The sequence below is a fragment of the Myxococcus llanfairpwllgwyngyllgogerychwyrndrobwllllantysiliogogogochensis genome (assembly GCF_006636215.1).
GTDB classification, from domain to species: Bacteria; Myxococcota; Myxococcia; order Myxococcales; family Myxococcaceae; genus Myxococcus; species Myxococcus llanfairpwllgwyngyllgogerychwyrndrobwllllantysiliogogogochensis.
Genome location: NZ_VIFM01000059.1, coordinates 1 through 20,779, shown reverse-complemented (window position 1 = coordinate 20,779; position 20,779 = coordinate 1). Strand labels below are relative to the sequence as shown.

Here is a 20,779-nt window from a genome sequence, read left to right as displayed (position 1 = left end):
TGTTCCCGCAATCTTTCATGCGGGTTCCTTGCATGGAAATTCACGCGCATGCATGGTGGTGGGAATGAACCTGGACGACGAAATCCTTCGGCTCATCTCGGAGCGGGAGATCAGCGATCAGGCGGTCTTGCAGGAGCTGCTGGAGGCGGAAGGGCAGGCCCCGAGCCAGTCCACGCTGTCGCGGCGGCTGAAGAAGCTGGGCGTGCAGAAGGTCGGCGGGCGCTATCAGCGCGCGTCGATGGAGCCGGTGGTGGCCACCGAGCGGCAGCGCGTCAGCATCATCGAGGCTCCGCCGAACATGCTCGTGGTGAAGACGGGGCCTGGCTACGCGCCCGCCCTGGCGTTGGCGTTGGACCGAGAACCGGAGGTGCCGGGGCTCGCTGGCACGGTGGCTGGCGACGACACCATCTTTGTCGCCGTGACGGACCCCGCGCGGCTGCGCGAGGTGCGCTCCGTCGTGGAGCGGCTGATGCTCCGGAGCGCCTGAGTCGGCGGTGCCTGGTCCGTGGCGCTCACTGGCCGCGTGATTGCACGACGTGCACGTGCGTGGCCCGAGCCGGGTGGCGGTGTAGCGCCCCCTTGCGTCCGCCGTCCAGCCGATACAACCTGGGAGGGCGGTAGCGGCATGGACACCCTCACGCGTCAGACCCCGATGTTATTCCCCTCGCATGACCATGGAACTGGGGTTGGGCGGCGAGGCCTATGGATATGGGGACGTCATGGACAAGAAACCGGCCACCTATGAGGACCTGGAGGCGCTTCCCGAGACGGTGGTCGGGGAGCTCATCGATGGGGAACTGCACGTCAGCCCTCGGCCAGCACCGCGGCACGCGCTGGCGTCGTCCCGGCTGGGAGGTGAGTTGAGCGGACCGTTCGACCGGGGACGGGGCGGGCCTGGAGGCTGGTTCATCTTGGACGAGCCGGAGCTTCATCTGTTCGGGGGAAATGTCCTCGTCCCGGATGTCGCGGGCTGGCGACGTGAGCGGATGACAGAGCTTCCGCAGACGGTCGGCTTCACGGTCGTCCCGGACTGGGTCTGCGAGGTGCTGTCCCCCTCCACGTCGCGACTGGACCGCTCGTTGAAGCTGCCCCTGTATGCCCGCGAAGGCGTGCGCCATGTCTGGATCATCGATCCGATAGCCAGGACGTTGGAGGTCCATCGCCTCGATGGACGAAGCTACGCCCCACCCGTCATCCATGAGGCGAACGCGAGGGTTCGCGCGGAGCCCTTCGAGGCCTTCGAGCTGGAGCTGGGTTTCCTCTGGGACGCGCGGTAGCCGCGCACCCGGTTACACGGCGGTTACACCTTTCGGACGGTCTCCATCGTTACTGTCCCAGCGTGCTCTTCAGGGCACCGCCGTACGAAAGGACTCACGATGAAACCGGCCCTCAAGCTCCCTGTCATCCTTGGCTCGGCCACGGTGCTCGCGCTCTCCGCGCTCCTGCTGGGCAAGCCCGCGTCCACCCCGCCTCCTCCCGAGGTGCCGCGTCCCGCCCCCGTGGCGGTGGCCCCTCCTCCTCGCGTGGAGGTCCCCACCCCGACGAAGCCCGCGCCGGCCGATGCCTCGGCCCCCGTCATCCAGATTGCCCTGCTGCTGGACACCAGCGGCAGCATGGACGGCCTGTTGGACCAGGCCCGCACGCAGCTGTGGAACATCGTGAACCGCTTCTCTCAGGCCCGACGTGGGGGCGCCGCTCCGAGGCTCGAGCTGGCCCTCTACGCCTACGGCTACGCCGGGGAGGGCGCGGGCTCGAATGAGATTCGCCTGCTGACGCCCTTCACCACGGACCTGGACGCCATCTCCGAGCGCCTCTTCGCCCTGAGGACCTCCGGCGGCTCCGAGCACTGCGGCGAGGTCATCCAGGAGGCCAGCCAGAAGCTCGCGTGGAGCACGAACCCGGACGCGATGCGGCTCATCTTCATCGCCGGCAACGAGACCTTCACCCAGGGCCCCGTCGACTTCCGCGAGGCCGTGTCCGCCGCCAGCAAGCGGGGCATCACCGTGAACACCATCCACTGCGGTGGCTACGAGCAGGGCATCTCGGACCAGTGGAAGGCGGCCGCCACGCTCGCCGATGGCAGCTACATGAACATCGACCAGAACCAGAAGGTGGTGGAGCTGCCCGCGCCGCAGGACGAGGAGATTGCCCGGCTCGGCACCGAGCTGAACAAGACCTACGTCGTCTATGGCGGCGCCGCGGGCAAGGCGAGCCAGATTCGGCAGCAGGAGCAGGACAGCCTCTCGCGCGGCGTGTCGGTGCAGAACATGGCGGCGCGCTCGGTGGCGAAGTCCTCCGGGAACTACTCCAACGAGAGCTGGGACCTGGTGGACGCGGTGAAGAAGAACAAGGTGGACCTGGGCGCGGTCGCCGCCGATGACCTGCCCGAGCCGATGCGCAACCTGGACGGCGACGGGCGCAAGGCGTGGCTGGAGGCCCGGGAGAAGGAGCGGGCGGCGCTGCAGCAGCGCATCCAGGAGCTGGGCCGGCAGCGTCAGGAGTTCCTCGCGGAGGCTCGCAAGAAGAATCCCACGGAGGAGGAGTCCACGCTGGACGGGGTCATCGGTCAGGTGGTGCGTCGCGAGGCGACGAAGCGTCAGTTCACCTTGGAGTAGGATGCCGTCATGGCCGCGCGCCGAGTACTCGTCGTCGAGGATGACCCCGCCATCCGGCGCGGAATCGTGGATGCGCTTCGCTTCGAGGGCTACGAGGTCCTCGAAGCGGGCGTGCGGGAGGAAGGCCAGCGGCTGGCCGAGCGCACGCCGGTGGACCTGGTGCTGCTGGACCTGGTGCTCCCGGACGGTGACGGGCTGGACCTGCTCCGGGCCGTGCGAAAGAGCCGGCCGACGCTGCCCGTCATCATCCTCACCGCCCGGGGCCAGGAGGAGGACCGGGTGATGGGGCTGAAGCTCGGCGCGGACGACTACGTGGTGAAGCCCTTCTCGGTGCGTGAGCTGCTGGCACGCGCGGGCGCGGTGCTCCGACGCTCGGCGGAGCGGCCCCAGGGCGCCTCCCGCGTGGACTTCCCCGGAGGCCACTTCGTGGTGGAGCGCCGGGAGCTGAGCTTCGACGACGGCTCCCGGACGGACCTCTCCGAGCGCGAGGCCGAGGCGCTGCGCTACCTGGGCGACAACGCCAACCGGGCCATCTCCCGGGAAGAGCTGCTGGAGCGCGTCTGGCACCTGCCCGCGAGGAGCGTGCAGACGCGCACGGTGGACATGACGATGGCGCGCCTCAGGGAGAAGCTGCGCGACGACTCGGCCGAGCCCCGCGTCATCCTCACGGTGCGAGGCAAGGGCTACATGTTCTCCGCGCCGGGCGGCCCGGGATGATTCGCTCCTGGCGTGTCTGGCTCGCGGTGAGCGCCTGTCTGCTGCTCGCCCTGGCCGGAGTGGTGTGGCTGTCCGTCTTCGCCTTGCGGTTGGACCGCACGGACCGTCAGGCACGTGAGAGCGCGGCGCGAGAGGAGAACGTGCGGCTGGCGCTGTGGCGGCTCGACTCGGAGCTGCTGCCGCTGGTGGCACGTGAGAGCGCGGTGGCGGTGGAGTCGTATGCGGCCGTGGCTCCCGCGCGCGGCATCCTGGACGGACAGCGGCGTCCCCTTGCCAGGGGCCAGGCCTGGGTGGCCTCGCCCCTGCTCTCGGGCCCGCCGGAGCACGTCCTGCTTCACTTCCAGATGGGGCCTGATGGCGAGGTGTCCTCGCCCCAGGTGATGGAGCCCGAGCTGCGAAGCCTGGCCCACCTGGCGCACCCGGGGGTCGACGCGGACGTCCTGCGCGAGCGGCTGGAGCGCGTGTCGCTGCTGCTGCGGAGCGCCAACGTGAGGGAGGCGCTGGCGATGCGTGCGCCCTCGGATGGGGAGCCCGTGGCGCGGCGGGCGAGTGGGAACAAGCTGGGGGACGCGCTCCAGTGGACGAAGAACGCGAGCGAGTTCGATGCGCGCTCCCGCAGCGCGCGCCAGGCCGCGAGCCAGAACCTGGTGGGCTACGGCAACATGGCGCCGGCGGAGAACGTCGCCGCCCGCGAAGTGGTCGAGGAGATGCGGGCCATCTGGGTGGGGGATGCCCTGCTGCTCGGCCGGCGTGTCCAGGTCGACGGTCAGGAATATCTCCAGGGCTGCTGGCTGGACTGGCCCGCGCTTCAGCGCTGGCTGCAGGGGAAGGTGGAGGACCTGCTGCCGGGCGCGACGCTGGAGCCGGTGAAGGGCTCCGAGACAGCGAAGGGGGAGGGGCGACTGCTGGCGTCGCTGCCGGTGCGGCTGGTGCCGGGCGCGGCACCCGGCGAGGAGGGCTCATCCGGCGCGCTGTCCTCACTGCCCCTGGTGTTGATGGTGGCGTGGAGTGGCGTGGTGCTCGCGGGCGTGGCCGTGGTGTCGCTGCTGGGCGGGGTGATGTCGCTGAGCGAGCGGCGGGGCGCGTTCGTCTCGGCGGTGACGCATGAGCTGCGCACGCCGCTGACGACGTTCCGGATGTACACGGAGATGCTGTCGGCGGGGATGGTCCCCGACGCGGAGCGCCGCCAGGAATACTTCGACATCCTCCACCGCGAGGCGGAGCGGCTGAGCCACCTGGTGGAGAACGTGCTGGCCTATGCCCGCATCGAACGGGGACGCACCCCCGCGAGGCTGGAGCGGGTGGCGGTGGGCACGCTGCTGTCCCGGATGGAGGAGCGGCTCTCTCAGCGCGCGCTCCAGGCGGGCATGTCGCTGTGCGTGGAGGTGCCTTCCGACGTGGTGGTGCTGACGGACCCGTCGGCGGTGGAGCAGGTGCTCTTCAACCTGGTGGACAACGCTTCCAAGTACGCGGCGAGCGCGGTGGACAAGCGCATCCTCGTGCAACTGGAGCGGCGCGGCGCGACGGTGGGGCTGGTGGTGAGGGACCACGGGCCGGGCGTGGACGTGGCCACGGCGCGCAAGCTCTTCGAGCCGTTCTCCAAGTCCGTGCAGACGGCGGCGAAGTCCGCGCCCGGCGTGGGACTGGGGCTGGCGCTCTGCCGTCGGCTCGCGCGGAGCATGCGCGCAGACCTTCGCCATGAGCGGGTGCGCGGGCGCGGCGCGCGCTTCGTGCTCTGGCTTCCCGCCGCCTGACGTCCGCCGCGACGCGACTCCCTGGTGGCCGTGGGCGCCTGCCCGGTGCGGGAGGCGTTCGCCTGTCGGGCGGTCGACGTCGTCCTCACGCCCGCAGCGGAGCCCGCATGGGCGCCCGCGCCGCGAACGTATTCCAGTCATCCTTGGAAATGTAGATAAACAAGAAAAATAAGAAATACTTGCGAGCGCGCATTGCGCCAACCCACCTTGAGAGCACAGGTTGGGTCATCCCACCGGGCAGGGAATTGTCGGCATCCTCGAAAAACAATTCTTTGTTCTCAAGATTTGCGGGCGTCCTCGTTCGAAATCGTAGGCAGACGTGGCGAAGCGACTCGATGGGATGTGAGACCCAGGAGGACACCATGGGCATGTCGGAGATGACATCGCTGCTGGACGGCGCTCGCAACGGGAACGCGGAGGCTCGGGATGCACTGCGGTGGGTGGCGTACCAGGAGCTCCGAGAGATGACGCACTCGGACATGAATGGTGAGTCACCCCGCCTTTCCATGCGTCCGATGATGCTCCTGCGAGACATCTGGCTGCGTCTCGCGGGGGACGTGGCGGATGCGGACCGGCGCAAGCACTTCCTGGGCGCGGGAGCCCAGGCGATGCGCCGGGTGCTGGTGGAGGGCGTGCGGGTGCGCAATGCCCGGCGGAGCGATGCGCGGCGCGAGCCGCTGTTCCTTCGCGACGAGGTCTTCGAGGTTCCGGTCGGCGTCGACATCGACGTGCTGGACCTGGAGCGGGTGCTGGTGGAGCTGGAGGCGTTCAAGCCCCGGCTGGCCCGGGTGGTGGAGCTGCGCTACTTCGCGGGCCTGGGCATCCAGGAGACCGCGGCGGTGCTGGGCGTGGTTCCCGCCACCGTCCGACGCGACTGGACCTACGCGCGCCTGGGCTTGTGCGAGCGCGTAGGCCACTGATTCCCTGAACCCATGCGTGGCTGGCGGAGCCCGGGCCCTCGAACCGAGAGGCCCGGTGCCCACTCATGTCGTCGAGGCCTGGTGCCTCGTCACGCGTGGGGTGTTGCCTCGCAGGCAACGGCCCCCATCGCCTTGTTGTCCCGGGGTCCTCGTCTGGCCCGCGTGTCTGCTCGTGTCCCCGAGTGAGAAGCGCGCGGCACAGCGTGTGCTCTCTGGCTGCGCGGGCCGTGCCCGAAGCCGGCCTCACACCAAGGACGAAGCTGCATATGACCAAGGGGATGAAGGTGGGTCTGTTGGGGAGCCCGCTGCGTTGGGCCGGATTGTCGGCGACGATTCTGGCGGCGCCCGCGAGTCTCGCGGCCGACTGCCCGACGCCGGTGCTCGAGCAGTGCGCGAACGTGGACTACCGCTCGAGCAGTTGCGGCCAGGCCCACGACGCGTATTGCCAGGACCTCACGGAGTCGGAGTGGAAGGCGCGCTGGGAACTGGCGGCCAAGAAGGTAGTGCTGTTGCCGGAGGAACTCGGTGGCAAGACGGCGACGGTGGCGACCCAGCCCGTCAAGCTGGGCACCACCCGCTTCACCGGCATGGACCAGGGGCTCGCGGGCCAGGTGCTCAAGGGCCAGGTGCTCTACCGCAAGCGGCTGGAGAACCTGACCAAGGCGGAGAAGGCGTACCTCATCCAGTTGGAGGCCTGGGACAAGAACGGAACGCAAATCACGTCGTGCCAGGAGTTCGTGGACGAGAAGTACCTGGGCTACAGCCGCTTCGAGCGGCTGGCGGGCCAGTACGGTGATGACTACCGCGCGCTCTTCAACGCGGCGTACGGCGCGAACGGAATCGCCAACCGCACGCTCTACAGCCGCGACCAGAAGAAGCTGGCGCCCATCTGGGCGGACCAGGCGGTGGCCAAGAACGCGTACTTCGAGTTCGCTCCGGGCCCGTACCCGGACGGCATCAATGGCTACGAGTTCACCAGCGAGGCCGCGTCCCTGGCCAACAACGAGGAGGCCCGCAAGTGGGCCACGCCGACGGACGCCTGGCACGAGTCGATGAGCAAGCAGCTCAGCAAGACCCCCGATGACGTGCTCACCGTGCGTCAGGAGGAGCAGGAGGTCTTCACCGCCCTGCTGCGCCGGCGCGAGGCCGTCTACGCCGAGTGGCAGCAGGCCGTCCTCATCTTCAAGAAGCAGGACCAGGACCCGAAGGAGCTGAACAATCAGGTGGGCGAGCACCTCTACATGCTCGACAAGGCCATCGAGGAGCGGCTGGTGAAGGCCCAGGAGCAGGGCTGCCTGGACACTTCGAACGTGACGTCCTGCGACTGGAGCCCGCGCCGCTACAAGGGGCAGCTCGAGGCCGCCATGGCGCCGCGCCGCGCCGCGGACCTGCAGGCCTGTCTGAACCTGACGGGCAACGACTTCAGCGAGCAGAGCTTCGTTCGCAACGCGGACCTGCTCAAGCTCTCCACGCTGAAGCAGAAGGACTACACGCTCAGCTCCTCGCTGCTCACCCAGTACCTGAACATCTACGGCGCGCACATCGCGGCGCTGGATGTGCCGGTGGACCCGTCCTCGGGCCTGGTGCGTCACGGCGGTGAGCACGGCGACAGTGGCTACTCCGGCGACAGCATGTTCGGCGGTGGCTACGACTACAAGGCGGGCTGGGAAATCACCGCGCCGGGCGCGGACCTGAAGGCGAAGGGGTTCGGATTCGCGGGCCCGTGGTGTGACTACAACGCGCGGCTCTACGCGGAGTTCAACGCGTATGTGAACGTGTTCAGCCCCACGCCGTTCGAGGTCGTCCACGTCCACGGCGGCGCGGGCACCGAGGGCAACGGCATCCGGCTCCAGCTGGGCGCTCGCGTGCTGGGCCTCAGTGTCTACAACCACGACATGCACTACCCGCTGCGCATCACCTTCGCGGAGGACAAGCCCTTCTTCAAGAGCGACGCCGCCCAGGCGTCCACCACCTTCCTGGTGTGGTTCATCCCCGTCACCGTCAAGGGCGGCGTCTCCGCGGAGACGGGCATCAAGATTTCCCTCGGCGGGGCCGTCACCCGTGACTGCGCGGCGGACCTGCTGGGCGTGGACCTGTTCGGCACCGTCACCCCCTACCTCACGGTCAACGGCTTCGCCTCCGTGGGCATCGGCATTCCCCAGTTCCAGGTGGCCGTGCGCGGCGAGGTGGTCCTCACCCGCGTGAACCTGCCGCTCTACAGCGACATCGGCCTCTACCTGAGCTCGGGCTCGCACCCGACGAACCCGAACACGCTGTTCCTGCGGCTCACGTCGAAGCTCGACATCGAGGCGCGCTTCCTCGACGGCCGCATCATGCTCTACGCCGAGCTGGGGCCGGCCCACGCGGAGTTCCCCATCTTCAGCTGGAGCGGGTTCGGCATGAAGCACAACATCTACACCCAGCAGGTGACCGTGCCGGTGGCGCAGCTCTTCTAGCCACACGTGCGGGTCCGGGTCCGGTCCCTCCCTTCGAGAAGGGGCCGGACCCCCTTCCATCCACCCCGGTGCGGGCATGCCGGGGTGGCTCCTTCCCAGTCCTCTTCAGTCTGATTCCTGGAGTCCTTCATGCGTCGCCCGAGGCTCGCCGTCCGCACGGCCGTGCTGTCCACCCTGCTGCTCACCGGCTCGCTGTCCGCCTGGTACTTCACGCGCCCCACCACGCCTGGCGCCGACACCGCGTCCGTGGTGAGCGACTCTCGGCTGCCCCTCTACCAGTGGACCCAGGGCGAGGAGCGCGTCTACCGCTTCGTCTGGGACGACCTCCAGCGCGTGTCGCTGCCACTGCCCTCCGCCGGCGAGTCCTCGACGCTCGATGGCACGCTGCACCTGGAAGGCTCGCTGACGCTCCAGGCGCTCGAGGTGCGCCCCACCGGCACGCGCCTGCACCTGGCGCTGAAGTCCCTGGAGCGACACGAGGCCGTCCTGTCCGGCCAGGTCCTCCTGCCCGACGCGGCCGCCGTGGCGGCGCACCTTCCCCAGACTGCCTCCGCGTGGGTGGAGCTGGATGCGCGGGGCGCGCTGCTGGCCGTGCGCTTCTCGGAGGCCGAGCCGCCGATGTTCCGTCAGCTCACGCAGACGCTCGCCGCCGAACTGTTCCCCACCGAGCTGCGTGACGCCGCCGAGTGGAGCGCCGTCGAGTCCACCCAGACGGGCGACGTGGAGGCCCACTTCCGCTTCGAGGGTGACGGTGACGCGCGACTGACGCGCCGTCGCTCGCGCTACCAGAAGCTGCGGGCCGCGGGTGGCAACGCCCCCTTCCAGCAGGACCTCCGCTCGCTCACGCGTTTCGAGCGCACCCCGGAGGGCCGCATGGCCGGCGTGTTCCACGACGAGTCCCTGGATGCCTCGCGGACCGACGGCGGCGCGCTGATGTCGCGCCGGATGCGGCTGCGCGTGGAGTTCGCCTCCCGCCAGCTCAAGCCGCTGCTGGCGACGGGTGGGGAGAAGACCATCATCCGCCAGCCCGCGCAGATTGCGTTCGAGGGGGACCCGGAGGTCGCCCTGCTGCGCAGCCAGGCCGATGGCATGACGATGGACCGGGTGCTCCAGGTGCTCTCCTCCGCGACGAGCGCCGAGGCCATTGCCGGCCTGGACGGCTTCGTGCGCCGCGCCATCGCCGCGCTCAAGCTGGAGCCCGAGCGTGTGCGGGAGCTGGCGGTGCGCTTCCAGCGCAAGGGGGTGTCGCCAGGACTGCGCGAGCTCACCATGGACCTGCTGGCGGGGGCGGGCCACGCGGAGGCCCAGGCCACGATGCGCGCGCTGCTCCAGTCGCCGGCGGCCCGTGAGCACGAGGCTTCCTTCGGACTGATGGTGCAGCGCGCCGGCTTTCTCCGCGAGCCCGAGCCGGAGACGGGGCGGATGCTCACCGCGATGAACGCCCAGGCGCGCGCGGCGAACGACGTGGGAACCGAGCGGGCGTCCGCGTACGCGTTGGGGGGCGTCATCTCGCACCTGTCTCCGGGTGACCCGGAGGTGGCGACGTACGCACGTCCGCTGGAGGCCGCGCTGCGCGATGCACGCAGCGACGAGGACCGCACGCATGCGCTGCGCGCGCTGGGCAACACCGGCCTGGAGTCCGTGCTGGACCAGGCGGGGCCCCACCTGCGCGCGGAGTCGGCGGAGGTGCGCGCCGCCGCGGCGGAGTCGCTGCGTCGCGCGCCGCAGGAAGTGGCCACGCGCATGCTGCTGGACTCGCTCGGCTTCGAGAAGGACCGCGCGGTGCAGTCCGCGCTGCTCGACGCCCTGGATGCGCGCGCGCTGGACGCGGCGGACCTGGAGCGGCTGCGGGCCTGGGTCGTCTCCGGCCAGCTCGCGTCCGGCGCGGAGTCCACATTGCTGAACGTCATCACCCACCGGCTCGATGGCAGCGCGCCCATCTACCAGATGCTCCAGGCCCTCGCGCTGCGCCCGGGGCAGCAGTCCTCCCTGCGTGCTCGCATCATGTCCCTCATGGCCCAGTCCTCCGCGCAGCGCGACGGCTGAGCCTCGGCCTTTCTCTCCCTGTCTCAATCACTCCACGCATTCGAGGTCTTCATGAAACGCATTTTGAACAGGCTGGGCCTGCTGGCCTTGCTCGGCCTCTGGTTGACTCCGGTGGCCCAGGCGGACGTCCTGGATGACGTGCGGCGCGGGACGAACGTGCGCCTCAACGCGGCTCGCATCCATGTGAAGGGCAATGACTACGCCACGGGCTACTGGCTGCTGCCCAAGGCGCCCGGGTCGCTGAACCTCAACGTCCCCGCGCGCGACTTCGGCATCAACTCGGACCTGGTGCTGCACCTGTACGGCTCGCGCTCCGGCAACGTGCTGACCTGGACCTTCGACGACACGCTCCCGAGCCCCTATTACCTGGGAGGCGCCAACAGCGTCACGCGAGTGCGCGGCACGCTGAAGGCCTTTGCCCGGCAGGTGCGCGGCGCGGATGACCCGTTCTGTGCCCACTCCTCGTGTCCGCACAACGTGGAGCTGGTGCTGACCTCCGGCAGCCAGGTCTGGGTGGACGGCTACACGGACATCATCATCAAGGTCGGTTGGACGGAGCCGGTGACGGTCCGCCAGTTCGTGGCCTACGCGGGTGTGCCCCGTCCGCGCCTGGCCTCGGTTCGCGTGCTGACGTCCACCAACCGCTGCCAGTCGCCGGACCCGACGGAGCTGATTGGCGAGGTGACGCTGAGCAGCCCCGCGCCCACGGGAGGGGCGCTGGTGGAGTTGCTGAGCGTGGACGCGAGCGTGGGCGTGCTCAACGTGCGGGTCCCCGAGGCCCAGCGCACCGCGCGTTTCACCATGCGGCTGCCCCCGGACTGGTCCGGTCCCACCGTCATCCAGGCCTCGTCGGGAGGAATCCGCCAGACGCTCAAGGTCGCGGTCTTCAAGTGCATCGTCGAAGTGTTCCCCTTCAAGTACTGGCAGTTTCTGCCAGCGTCCTCCATTCCGCGCTTCCTGCTGAATGGGGGTGCGTTGGTGGCGCGGCTGGCGAACCAGGAGTCGGACACGCTGATCACCGCGAAGTCGGTCGCATATCCGCTCCAGGAGGTGCTCAAGGCGGACCGCGTGGAGGTGAAGGGCGTCAATGGCAGTGGCGATGTCTTCGGCACCGCGTACACGTCCAAGGGCCCCAGCGCGTTCCGCCTGAAGTCCAGCACGGTGAAGTCAGGCGCGGAGCTGTGGGTGGACGGCTACGAGGCGCTCCTGGGCAATGCCCATGGCACGCCGCTGGTGCGCTGGCCGGATGACAAGGACACCGTGTACCTGGTGGACGAGGTGGGCCCCATGAAGCACGAGGGGCTGGCGGGGCTCGCGTCCGGCCGCATCTTCTTCAACGCCCTGGGCGAGTCCGCGTCGACCGTGGCGACCAGCAAGGGCGCGCGCGCGGTGCGAATCGTCCGCAAGGAGCAGCAGGTCCTGGTGGACGAGGAGTCGGAAGTCACCGCGCTCAACGACGTGGGCCAGGTGCTGGGAACGGTGCGCGGCTCCGACAAGAAGCTGAGGCCCTTCCGCTGGTCCTCGAAGGAGGGCGTGCAGTGGCTGCCCCTGCCCGAGGGCTTCGTGTCGGGGAAGGCCGTGTCCCTCAACACCAGCGGCTGGGCCGTGGGCACCGCTACCTCCGAGGATGGCAAGACGCAGGCGGCCTTCATCTCCACGCCGGACGGCAAGAAGAGCGTCCCGCTGTCGCAGGTGGCACCCGAGGAGCTGACCAAGGCGGGCTATCGCTTCGTGGAGGCGCTGGCCGTCTCTGACGACTTCGAGGTCCTGGTCCGCGCCATCGATGGCCAGGGGCAGACCGTGCATCTGGTGCTGCGCCCATGAGCCCCACCGACACCGTTCTCCCATCGACTCTGCGAATGAGGAATCCCATCGTGAACCTGAATTCACCCCTGCGGGGGCTGTTGATGCTGTGCATGGTCGTCATGGCGGGCTGTGGAAGCTGCCAGGGGAGCACCCCGAGCTGCGACCCCAGCCAGGCGGGAACCGAGGGCTGCGCGTGCCGCACCGATTCCGCGAGCTGCAACGCGGGGCTGGTGTGCAACAGTGGGGCGTGCATCTCGTGTGGCGCCGAGGGCCAGGAGTGCTGCGTCAGCGGCGCCTCCGGGGTCTGCGGCGGCTCCCTGATGTGCGTGATGGAGTCGGCCGGCGAGGTGTGCCGCAACTGCGGTGACCTGGGGGAGGCGTGCTGCAACTCGTCAGGCGCGCAGGTGTGCAACGCGGGAGGCAACTGCGTGGGCGGCGCTTGCCAGTCCGTGACGGGCGGGGCGTGTGACCCGGGGGGCTCGATTTTCACCGTGGGCATCCAGGACATGAACCTGTGCGCGGTGCGCGTCGTGGAGGTCCGCGCGACGACGGCCGCGAACGCGATGACGTGCGCGACCACCAGCGGCATGCTCAATCCGGGCGAGTCGTTCTTCGAGGTTCCGAACACGCCCATCGCCGACTTCGACATGTGCGTGGAGACGGAATCGGACGGGCGCCGCTCCACCTCCGTGAGGGCCTTCGGCGACTTCGAGGCCCGGCGATGCACGCTCTTCACCCGCTGCGGAGCCGCGGGCTGCGTCAGCGTCCGTCCGGGCATCTGCACCTAGCCCGAGGGGCGTGAGGAACGCGGGCGTCTTGGGGGACGCTCGCGCTCCCGCGCGTCGCGGCGAGGGTCTTCCGGCCCGAGGCCCTCGTCGCGGCACGCGGTCTTCAGCGCAGGAGCAGCCGCCGCACCAGCGGCAAGGGGAGGCTGCCCTGGGCGACGAAGGCGTCATGGAACTGCTTGAGGCCCGGACCCTTCGCGGCCTGGTAGTCCTGGGCCAGTCGCTGCACCTCCAGCTTGCCGAACGTGTAGTAGAGGTACGTCGGGTTGTAGGCGCCGCGCCGGGCCTCTTCGTAGGCATTGGCCGGCTGCTGGAAGCACTTCTCGCGAAACAGGCGCGCGGCGTCCTCCACGGTCCACCCGGCGGTGTGCAGCTTGATGCCGGCCACGTAGCGGCAGTCGCGCAGCAGGGCCTCGGACAGCTGCGCCAGACGCGGCTTCGGGTCTCCGTTGCCGAAGCCCTGGTCCAGCATCATCTGCTCGGCGTAGTGCGCCCAGCCCTCCGCGTTGCTGCCCACGGCGACCAGCTTGCGGACCTTCGTGGGGAAGCGGGGCGCGTAGAGGAACTGGAGGTAGTGGCCGGGCCACATCTCGTGGATATTGATGACCGACACGACGGGCGCGTTGTAGAGGCTCAGGTGCTCCTCCTGGTGCTTCGCGTCCCATTCGGGCTCCACGGGCGTGACGTAGTAGAACGCCTCGGTGGCCTTCGTCTCGTAGGGCCCGGGCGTGTCCATGGAGGCGAACGAGCCTGAGCGTGCGTAGGGCGGCGTCTCCTCCACGCGGGGGCGCACCTCGGAGGGGATGGTGACCAGGTCCTTGGCGACGAGGAACTCGCGCACGCCTTCCACCGAGCGGCGCACCGACGGGATGAGGTCCTGGGCCGTGGGGTGGTCCTCTTCCATTCGGGCCATCACCTGGGCCGGCGTGAGGCGCGCGTCGATGCGCTTCGCGGTGGCCACGAAGTCGCGGTAGTCCTTCTCCAGATTGGCCTCTCCGCGCGCGAGCAGCTCCGGCAGGGGCAGGTCAATCATCTCCTCGTAGCGCAGCTTGGTCAGGAAGCGCTCCTCGCCCAGCGCGTACTTGCCGGTGGAGCGCGGCAGGAGGTCCGTCTCCAGCCAGCGCGCGTAGTCCTTCACCGCGGCCACGGCGGCGCGGTTGGCCGCGAGGAACGAGGACTGGAGCACGGCGTCGTTGCCCGCGGCGTCCTTGGCCCATGTCGCCACCGAGCCCTCGAAGAAGCCCACGGAGCCCTTCGCCATGCGGAGGGCCAGGTCGGTGAACTCGCGCGGCGGCGTCTGGACGTTGGCCTTGCCGGCGGCGAAGACGGCGGGCACGGCCTTCAGGCGCGCGATGACCGAGCGCAGCCGCTCGGCCTTCGGCGCGAAGTCGCGCTTCATCAGCCCGTCGATGGCGCCACCGGGCAGCCCCGCGTACAGCATGGGGTTGTGCTCCCAGCCGCGCACGACGCTCAGCTCGAAGTGCTCCGCGAGCAGCTGGCTCTCCACGGCCTCCGCGTCGATGGTGTCGTCGAAGGAGAGCGAGGCCCGGTCCACGGCGCGCAGTCGGGCGAGGAGCGTTTCCAGCTCGCGGATGCGGGCCTCGACGCGAGGCCGGCTCAGGTCCTCCAGCTTGCTGTCATAGGCATGCAGCCCCACCGCCGTGCCGTTCGACGGAGAGAAGTCGAACGAGGCCTCGAAGATGGTGTCCACCAGCTTCGCGAAGCTCTCGGGCGGATGGGCACTCCCCGAGGGCGACTCAGGGGTGGTGGAGGGCACCTGCCGCGCGCAGGCGCAGAAGAGCCAGCAGGCGGTGAGAAGCAACGCGCGAGCGGGAACGGCTTTGAGCATTCCGCCGTTCTAACAAGGCGATTCAGGGCTTGCCCAACAGCTCCATCGCCGACGTTGTCAGTGCGGTGACACCCGTGCGCAGCGTGCGCTCGCGGTCCGGGATGAAGCCGGAAGAGTGGAGAGAGGGGAGCGGCTCGCCCCCCGAGCGGGACTGGGTGAAGCGCTGGGGCTCCACGGCGCCGAGCCAGAGCATGACCGCGGGGACTCCCGCGCGGCCGTACTCGGAGAAGTCCTCGCCGCCCATGACGGGCTGGGCCTCGCCCACGTTCTTCTCGCCCAGCACTCGCACCACGGCGTCGGTGAGTCGGCGGGTGAGCGCCGGGTCGTTGTACGTGGCGGGCGTGCCCTCCGTGACTTCGACCTTGGGAGGACGGGGGGCGCCCGAGGCGAGGGCCTCCGCCTTCGCGACGCGGTCGATTCCGTCGAGCAGCGCCTTGCGCACCTCCGGCTTGTACGAGCGCACGGTGAGCTGGAGGCGCACCTCGTCGGGGATGATGTTGTGCTTGGTGCCGCCCTGGATGGAGCCCACGGTGATGACGCCGGGCTCCAGGGGATGCTTCTCCCGGCTGACCACCGACTGGAGCGCGAGCACGGTGCGCGCCGCCATGACGATGGGGTCCACCGTGGTGTGCGGATACGCGCCGTGGCCGCCCTTGCCGTAGAGGGTGATGTCCACCGAGTCCACATGCGCCATCGCGTAGCCGGACACGTACTCCACTCGTCCCGCGGGAGCGGCGGTGGTGTTGTGGAGGGCCACCGCGAAGTCGGGCTTGGGGAATCGTTTGAAGAGGCCGTCGGCCAGCATCTTCCTCGCGCCCGCGCCAATCTCCTCCGCGGGCTGGCCCACCAGCATCAGCGTGCCGCGCCACTGGTCCTTCTTCTTGGACAGCAGCGTGGCGGTGCCAAGCCACACCGTCATGTGCACGTCATGTCCGCACGCGTGCATCACCGACACCGTCTGTCCCTCGCCGTTCTTCACCGTCACCTTGCTCGCGTAGGGCAGGCCCGTCTTCTCCTCCATGGGCAGCCCGTCCAGGTCCGTGCGCAGCATGACGGTGGGGCCCGGTCCATTGCGCAGCAGCGCGACGACACCCGTGCCGCCGACCCCGGTGGTGACGTCGAAGCCCAGCTTGCGCAGGCGCTCGGCGAGCTTCGCGGCGGTCTTCTCCTCCTGGAACGACAGCTCCGGGTTCTGGTGCAGGTCCCGGTAGAAGATGTCCAGCTCCGGATAGAGGCCATCCAAGGCCCCCAGCACGGTGGAGGGCTGCGCTGCGAGGGCACGCCCCACGGGCGCGGTCAGGAGGACGACGAGCAAGGCCAGCAGGGAAGGGCGGTTCACCAGGAGGTCTCCGGTCCGTGTCGAGAGCCGCGCCACTACACCACAGGACGAGGCTTTCGGTGGGAGGAGCGCGCGCGGCGCTCCTGGCTCCGCTCGGCGGGGGTCAGGCTGGACGCACCGATGCGGTGCGGGCCCGCGAGACATCGGGGGCGAAGTCCGTGGCGCGCAGGAAGTCGAACCAGCGGTCCAGCACCGTGGCGACCGGAGGCAGCTCCACGCCCATGCGCCGGGCCAGTGCGAGCGCCGGTTCCACCGGGTAGCGGGCCGTGTCGAGGAAGTCGAGCGACTCCGTGGCCGCGCCGAGCAGGCGCTCCGGCAACCAACGCACCCACGAGACGGGCAGGGCGAAGCGGGGTGCTCGTCGACCGGAGCGCTCCGCCGCCCAGCGCACGAGCTGGTGGAGTGGAGGAGTGCTCGGGTCCAGCAGCGTGTACTCCTGGCCCTGCGTCTCCGGCAGCTCCGCCACGCCGGCGAGGAAGCGCGCCAGGGTGTCCACTGCCACCACGGGAACGAAGGTCTCCGGCGTGCCCAGCAGCACGGGCATCGTCCCCGCGTGGACGCGCTGCAAGGTGTCTCCGAGGCCCAGGCTCTGCACCGTCGCTCCGGTGCGACTGTCGCCGATGACCGAGGACGGATGCACGGTGGTGACGGGAACACCGAGTTGCGCGGCGGTCTCCAGTGCCACCCGATGCGCGAGCGCCTTCGAGGCCTCATAGGCGCCCGAGCCCGTGAAGCCCAACGTGGGCGCGGGGACGACTTCGCCCGAGGCATCGAGTCGAGGACCGATGCGATATCCGCCCACGAGGACGAGTCGTCGCAGCGCGGGCAGTCGGGAGGCCAGCTCCACCACGGCGCGGGTGCCCTCGACGTTGGTGCGCCGAGCCGCATCGGCGGACAGGTTCCAGGCGAAGCGAGCGCCCAGATGGAACACGTCGCGCGCGCCCTGAAGCACAGCCTCATCCTCGGCGCTCAGTCCCAGTCGTGGCGCATCCAGGTCGCCCTCCAGGAACACGAGCTGCTCGGGTGCGCCTCCCAGCCCGGCCACCCAGTCCCGGTACTCCTGGGCCCGAGCCCGCGCGTTGCGTGACAGCAGGGCCACCCGCTGGCCCCGCCGCGTGAGCTCCGGCACGAGCCAACGCCCTATCAATCCCGTGGAGCCGATGACGAGCGCATCCGGTGATGTCGCGTTCATGATGACCTCGATATATCTAGACCAGTCTACATATTCTGGAGTCGAGCCCACGCGGCCCATCCGCGTCGGCTCGGGGCCGCTGTCAGTCCAGTGAGAGCAGGCGCTCCAGTTCCTTCGAGAGCTCCTCGACGGGAGCCCGACTTCGGTGGGCGCGCATCAGCAACAGGGCGCCTTCGATGGAGGAGAGCAGCAGGGCCGCGCGTCGCCGCGACTCGGTGGGCGTGAGGCCCTCCGCGCGGAGTCGCTCGGTGAGGAGCTGTTGCCAGGCGCGCAGGGCCTCGGCTGCGGCGGCGCGCACGGGTTCAGGGGTGGCGCCCGATGAGAGGACCACGGCCGAGACAGGGCACCCCTTTTCGAAGCCGGACGCCTCCGCCCGGTCCGCCAGCGTCGCCAGCGCGCGACGCAGCCCGGCGACGAGTCCCCGCTCCGTGGCGAGGTGCGCGTCGAGCAACCGGGTGACTTCCGAGGCGGAGACCTGGAGCGCCTCCACCGCGAGCTGCTCCTTGCCGCCAGGGAAGTGGAAGTAGAGCGAGCCCCGAGGCGCCTTGCCGGCCTCCAGCAGCTCCTGGATGCCCGCGCCCGCATAGCCCGAGCGCTCCAGCATCTCCGCCGCCGCGGCGATCATCCGCCGGCGTGTGTCTTCTCCCTTGCTCACGAGGAGATTAATATACCGGTCGTCATATTCTGTCGAGCCCTTCTGGGGCCGGACTTCAGCGGCGGCTCCTGCCCAGCTTGCCGATGAAGAGGACGTGGCGAGGGCCCTTGGTGCCGTGGGCGTGGGGGTGGAGGACCTCGACGGTGAAGCCGCACTTCTCCATGCGGCGCTCGAAGGCGGGGGCGGGGCCCGCGCTCCAGACGGCGAGCGTGCCTCCGGAGCGCAGCGCCCTGGCGGCGTTGGAGAGCCCAGGCAGGCCGTAGAGGCCTTGGTTGTCCGGGTGGGTGAGGGCGCTGGGCCCGTTGTCCACGTCGAGCAGGATGGCGTCGAAGGTGGCGGAGTGGTGGGCCATCACGTCGCCGACATCTCCCTCGATGACGGTGACGCGCTTGTCCTCGAGGGGAGCGCCGGCGAGGGGCGCGAGGTGGGGTCCCCGGTTCCAGGCGACGACGGTGGGCAGCAGCTCCACCACGGAGACGCGGACGCCCGGGCCCACGGTGTCCAGCACGGCGCGCGCGGTGTAGCCGAAGCCAAGCCCTCCGACGAGCACCCGCCCGGTTCCGGACGTCACCACGCCAGCGCAGCCTGCCTTCGCGAGCGCTTCCTCCGAGCCGTGCATCCGGCTGGACATCAGGGTCTGTCCGCGCACGCGCAGGACGTACTCGTCCCCTCTGCGGACCAGGGTCAGCTCCCCCACGTCCGGAAGGTTCGCGCTCTCGAGTGTCTCCCAGGGCTTCATGGGCACGGCTCTTCGCCCGGAGCCGGCCCGGGGTCAAGCACTCCGCACGACACCTCGTGCCCTCGTGCCGTCGCCTGTGCCCGACGCCAGGGGTCATCCGCATCCATACCCTCGCGAGCCGCCGCCACCGAGCGGCGCGGCCCAGGAGGAACCCAGACCATGAACGAGCGCGAGGCTTACCTGCAGAAGATGGACGCCGAGAAGAAGCGAATCGATGCGCGAATCGCCGAAGTCGAGGCGCAGTCCGACATCCGCAAGGCGGACGAGGAGGTGAAGGAGCTGCATGGCGTGAAGCAGCGGCGCGAGGCCTTCCGCGGCAAGCTGGAGGAGTGGCGCCAGCGCGGCACGGAGGACTTCGAGCGGGGCAAGAAGGAGCTGCTCCGGGCCTGTGATGACACGAACAAGTCTCTCGTCGACGCGGAGGAGAAGGCGGGCGTGAGGCGCGCGACGTACGAGCGCAAGCGCGAAGCCGAGCTGCGTGAACTTGGCGCGCAGTTCGACGGTTGGGAGGCGAGCATCTCCCAGTCGCGGGCGGAGGACTCGCTGCTCACGAAGCAGGAGCTCCAGTTCCTGCGCGGCTCCTTCAAGAGCACGGGGGATGCCCTGCGTCGCCTGATGTCGGCCAAGGGCGGTGAGTGGTCCAGGCTGCGAGGGGAGTACGAGGCCTCCTGGAAGGAGCTGCTGGACAACTCGCGCAAGATTCGCGCGGACGGCGCGGATGCGTCGCAGTCGCCGCCCTCTCCGTCGTGAGTGGACGCGCCGGGACGTGGGGACTCCACCCTCCACGTCCCATGCGGGGAGGAGACGTCCCCCGGTGTGACGCCGGCTGACGCGCGCGACACCCGGGGCATCCTGTCAGCCCCTGAAGCGTGCACGCTACATTGCGTGTCTCCAGGAGAGACATCGCATGGGCGTGTTCGTGCAGGAGTCGCTGTCCACGCGGGACGAGTCACACGCCGCCGCCTCCTCCGGAGCCACCGAGGGAGGAAACTCCCGGACGCGCGCGCTGGGCCAGCTCCAGCAGACCTTTGACGCATCGCCTCGGGTGGTCGCCCAGGCGAAGCAGGCCCAGACGCTCCAGCGCCGTGCCGCTCCGAGCAACGACACCGGACTGCCCGACGGCTTGAAGTCCGGAGTGGAGGCGCTCTCCGGCATGGCGATGGACGACGTGCGCGTCCACTACAACTCGTCCGCGCCCGCGCAGCTCCAGGCCCTGGCGTACACGCAGGGCTCGGACATCCACGTCGCGCCAGGGCAGGAGAAGCACCTGGCCCACGAGGCCTGGCACGTCGTGCAGCAGAAGCAGGGGCGCGTGCGTCCCACGACGCAGCTACAGGGCGAGTCCCTCAACGATGCGCCGGGCCTGGAGTCCGAGGCCGACCTGATGGGTTCGCGCGCCTCGGGCCTGAAGCTGACCGGGCCCACCCTCGACTCCGAGCCCTTTCAGCGCAAGGTCGCTCCCGTCTCGGGCGACACGTCGCTCGAGCCCATCCAGCGCGTGGCGGTTCAACTGGGGATCAACGGGGCGGGGAACATCAACAACGTGAACGTGGGCGGACGCGCGGGCTCCCTGTGGCCCCAGGAGCGTCACCACACCACACCCTGGCAGACGTACCTGGACACGCTCGACCGGGCGTTGCTCAACCGGAACTTCGCCCAGGCCCTCAACAACATGAACACGCTGGATGGCCACCTGCGGAATCTGCCGGGATGGGACCTGGTCGACAGCCTGGAGGCTGGCAAGCAGGAAGAGGCCGAGGCGGAGATTGCCGAACTGGCGGCCCGACGCGCGGCGGCCAACGCCGCGGCCGCGGGCACACCCGCGCAGGCCTTCGCGATACAGGCCTACGCCCAGCAGTGGATTGTCGTGCGCAGCAAGCTGCCGCTGTCCCAGGCGAACTTCGGA

At 69.7% G+C, this 20,779-nt stretch carries 17 protein-coding genes; 12 read left to right on the top strand and 5 right to left on the bottom strand.

Annotated elements, in window-relative coordinates; all coding sequences use genetic code 11:
• The first annotated feature begins 52 nt into the window (after positions 1–52).
• The 10 genes from FJV41_RS17010 (at position 53) to FJV41_RS16965 (ending at position 13,102) form a co-directional block, all read left to right on the top strand.
• A complete protein-coding gene (locus FJV41_RS17010) occupies positions 53–487 on the top strand; it encodes an arginine repressor (RefSeq protein ID WP_141643548.1) in 435 nt (144 codons plus the stop codon).
• Between the two features lie 232 nt (positions 488–719).
• Positions 720–1,277, top strand: coding sequence for a Uma2 family endonuclease (locus tag FJV41_RS17005; RefSeq protein ID WP_141643569.1), 558 nt, complete (start codon positions 720–722; stop codon positions 1,275–1,277).
• A 99-nt stretch (positions 1,278–1,376) separates the two neighbouring features.
• Entirely contained in the window at positions 1,377–2,615 is a 1,239-nt protein-coding gene (locus FJV41_RS17000) for a vWA domain-containing protein (RefSeq protein ID WP_141643547.1), read from the top strand.
• Positions 2,616–2,624: 9 nt separating this feature from the next.
• Entirely contained in the window at positions 2,625–3,332 is a 708-nt protein-coding gene (locus FJV41_RS16995) for a response regulator transcription factor (RefSeq protein ID WP_141643546.1), read from the top strand.
• Complete coding sequence (locus FJV41_RS16990; RefSeq protein WP_141643545.1) at positions 3,329–5,086, top strand: sensor histidine kinase; 1,758 nt, start codon at positions 3,329–3,331, stop codon at positions 5,084–5,086. Before FJV41_RS16995 ends, FJV41_RS16990 begins: the two co-directional genes overlap by 4 nt.
• 368 nt (positions 5,087–5,454) lie before the next feature.
• Positions 5,455–6,006 carry an ECF-type sigma factor gene (locus tag FJV41_RS16985; protein ID WP_141643544.1) on the top strand — a complete coding sequence of 184 codons (552 nt, stop codon included), beginning with the start codon at positions 5,455–5,457 and terminating at the stop codon, positions 6,004–6,006.
• A 266-nt stretch (positions 6,007–6,272) separates the two neighbouring features.
• Entirely contained in the window at positions 6,273–8,462 is a 2,190-nt protein-coding gene (locus FJV41_RS16980) for a hypothetical protein (protein ID WP_174485710.1), read from the top strand.
• A gap of 129 nt (positions 8,463–8,591) precedes the next feature.
• Positions 8,592–10,508 carry a HEAT repeat domain-containing protein gene (locus tag FJV41_RS16975; protein WP_141643543.1) on the top strand — a complete coding sequence of 639 codons (1,917 nt, stop codon included), beginning with the start codon at positions 8,592–8,594 and terminating at the stop codon, positions 10,506–10,508.
• Positions 10,509–10,559: 51 nt separating this feature from the next.
• A complete protein-coding gene (locus FJV41_RS16970) occupies positions 10,560–12,332 on the top strand; it encodes a hypothetical protein (protein ID WP_141643542.1) in 1,773 nt (590 codons plus the stop codon).
• A 50-nt stretch (positions 12,333–12,382) separates the two neighbouring features.
• Entirely contained in the window at positions 12,383–13,102 is a 720-nt protein-coding gene (locus tag FJV41_RS16965) for a hypothetical protein (RefSeq protein WP_246137248.1), read from the top strand.
• A 103-nt stretch (positions 13,103–13,205) separates the two neighbouring features.
• Here the strand turns inward: FJV41_RS16965 and FJV41_RS16960 are convergent, their stop codons facing one another.
• The 5 genes from FJV41_RS16960 to FJV41_RS16940 form a co-directional block, all read right to left on the bottom strand.
• Complete coding sequence (locus tag FJV41_RS16960) at positions 13,206–14,948, bottom strand: DUF885 domain-containing protein (RefSeq protein WP_141643540.1); 1,743 nt, start codon at positions 14,946–14,948, stop codon at positions 13,206–13,208.
• A 22-nt stretch (positions 14,949–14,970) separates the two neighbouring features.
• Positions 14,971–16,287: an amidohydrolase gene (locus FJV41_RS16955; protein ID WP_246137247.1), complete on the bottom strand. Its 1,317-nt coding sequence runs from the start codon at positions 16,285–16,287 to the stop codon at positions 14,971–14,973.
• A 103-nt stretch (positions 16,288–16,390) separates the two neighbouring features.
• The gene (locus FJV41_RS16950; protein ID WP_181790701.1) at positions 16,391–17,479 is read right to left on the bottom strand and encodes an SDR family oxidoreductase; all 1,089 of its coding nucleotides are present in this window, start codon (positions 17,477–17,479) and stop codon (positions 16,391–16,393) included.
• 82 nt (positions 17,480–17,561) lie between these two features.
• Positions 17,562–18,134, bottom strand: a complete 573-nt coding sequence (locus tag FJV41_RS16945) for a TetR/AcrR family transcriptional regulator (RefSeq protein WP_141643537.1) — start codon at positions 18,132–18,134, stop codon at positions 17,562–17,564.
• A gap of 55 nt (positions 18,135–18,189) precedes the next feature.
• A complete protein-coding gene (locus FJV41_RS16940; RefSeq protein WP_141643536.1) occupies positions 18,190–18,873 on the bottom strand; it encodes a spermidine synthase in 684 nt (227 codons plus the stop codon).
• A 159-nt stretch (positions 18,874–19,032) separates the two neighbouring features.
• On the opposite strand from FJV41_RS16940, the gene FJV41_RS16935 reads away from it, so the two are divergent.
• A complete protein-coding gene (locus tag FJV41_RS16935) occupies positions 19,033–19,623 on the top strand; it encodes a hypothetical protein (RefSeq protein ID WP_141643535.1) in 591 nt (196 codons plus the stop codon).
• A gap of 157 nt (positions 19,624–19,780) precedes the next feature.
• A partial coding sequence (locus tag FJV41_RS16930; protein ID WP_141643534.1) for an eCIS core domain-containing protein occupies positions 19,781–20,779 on the top strand: 999 nt, incomplete at its 3' end.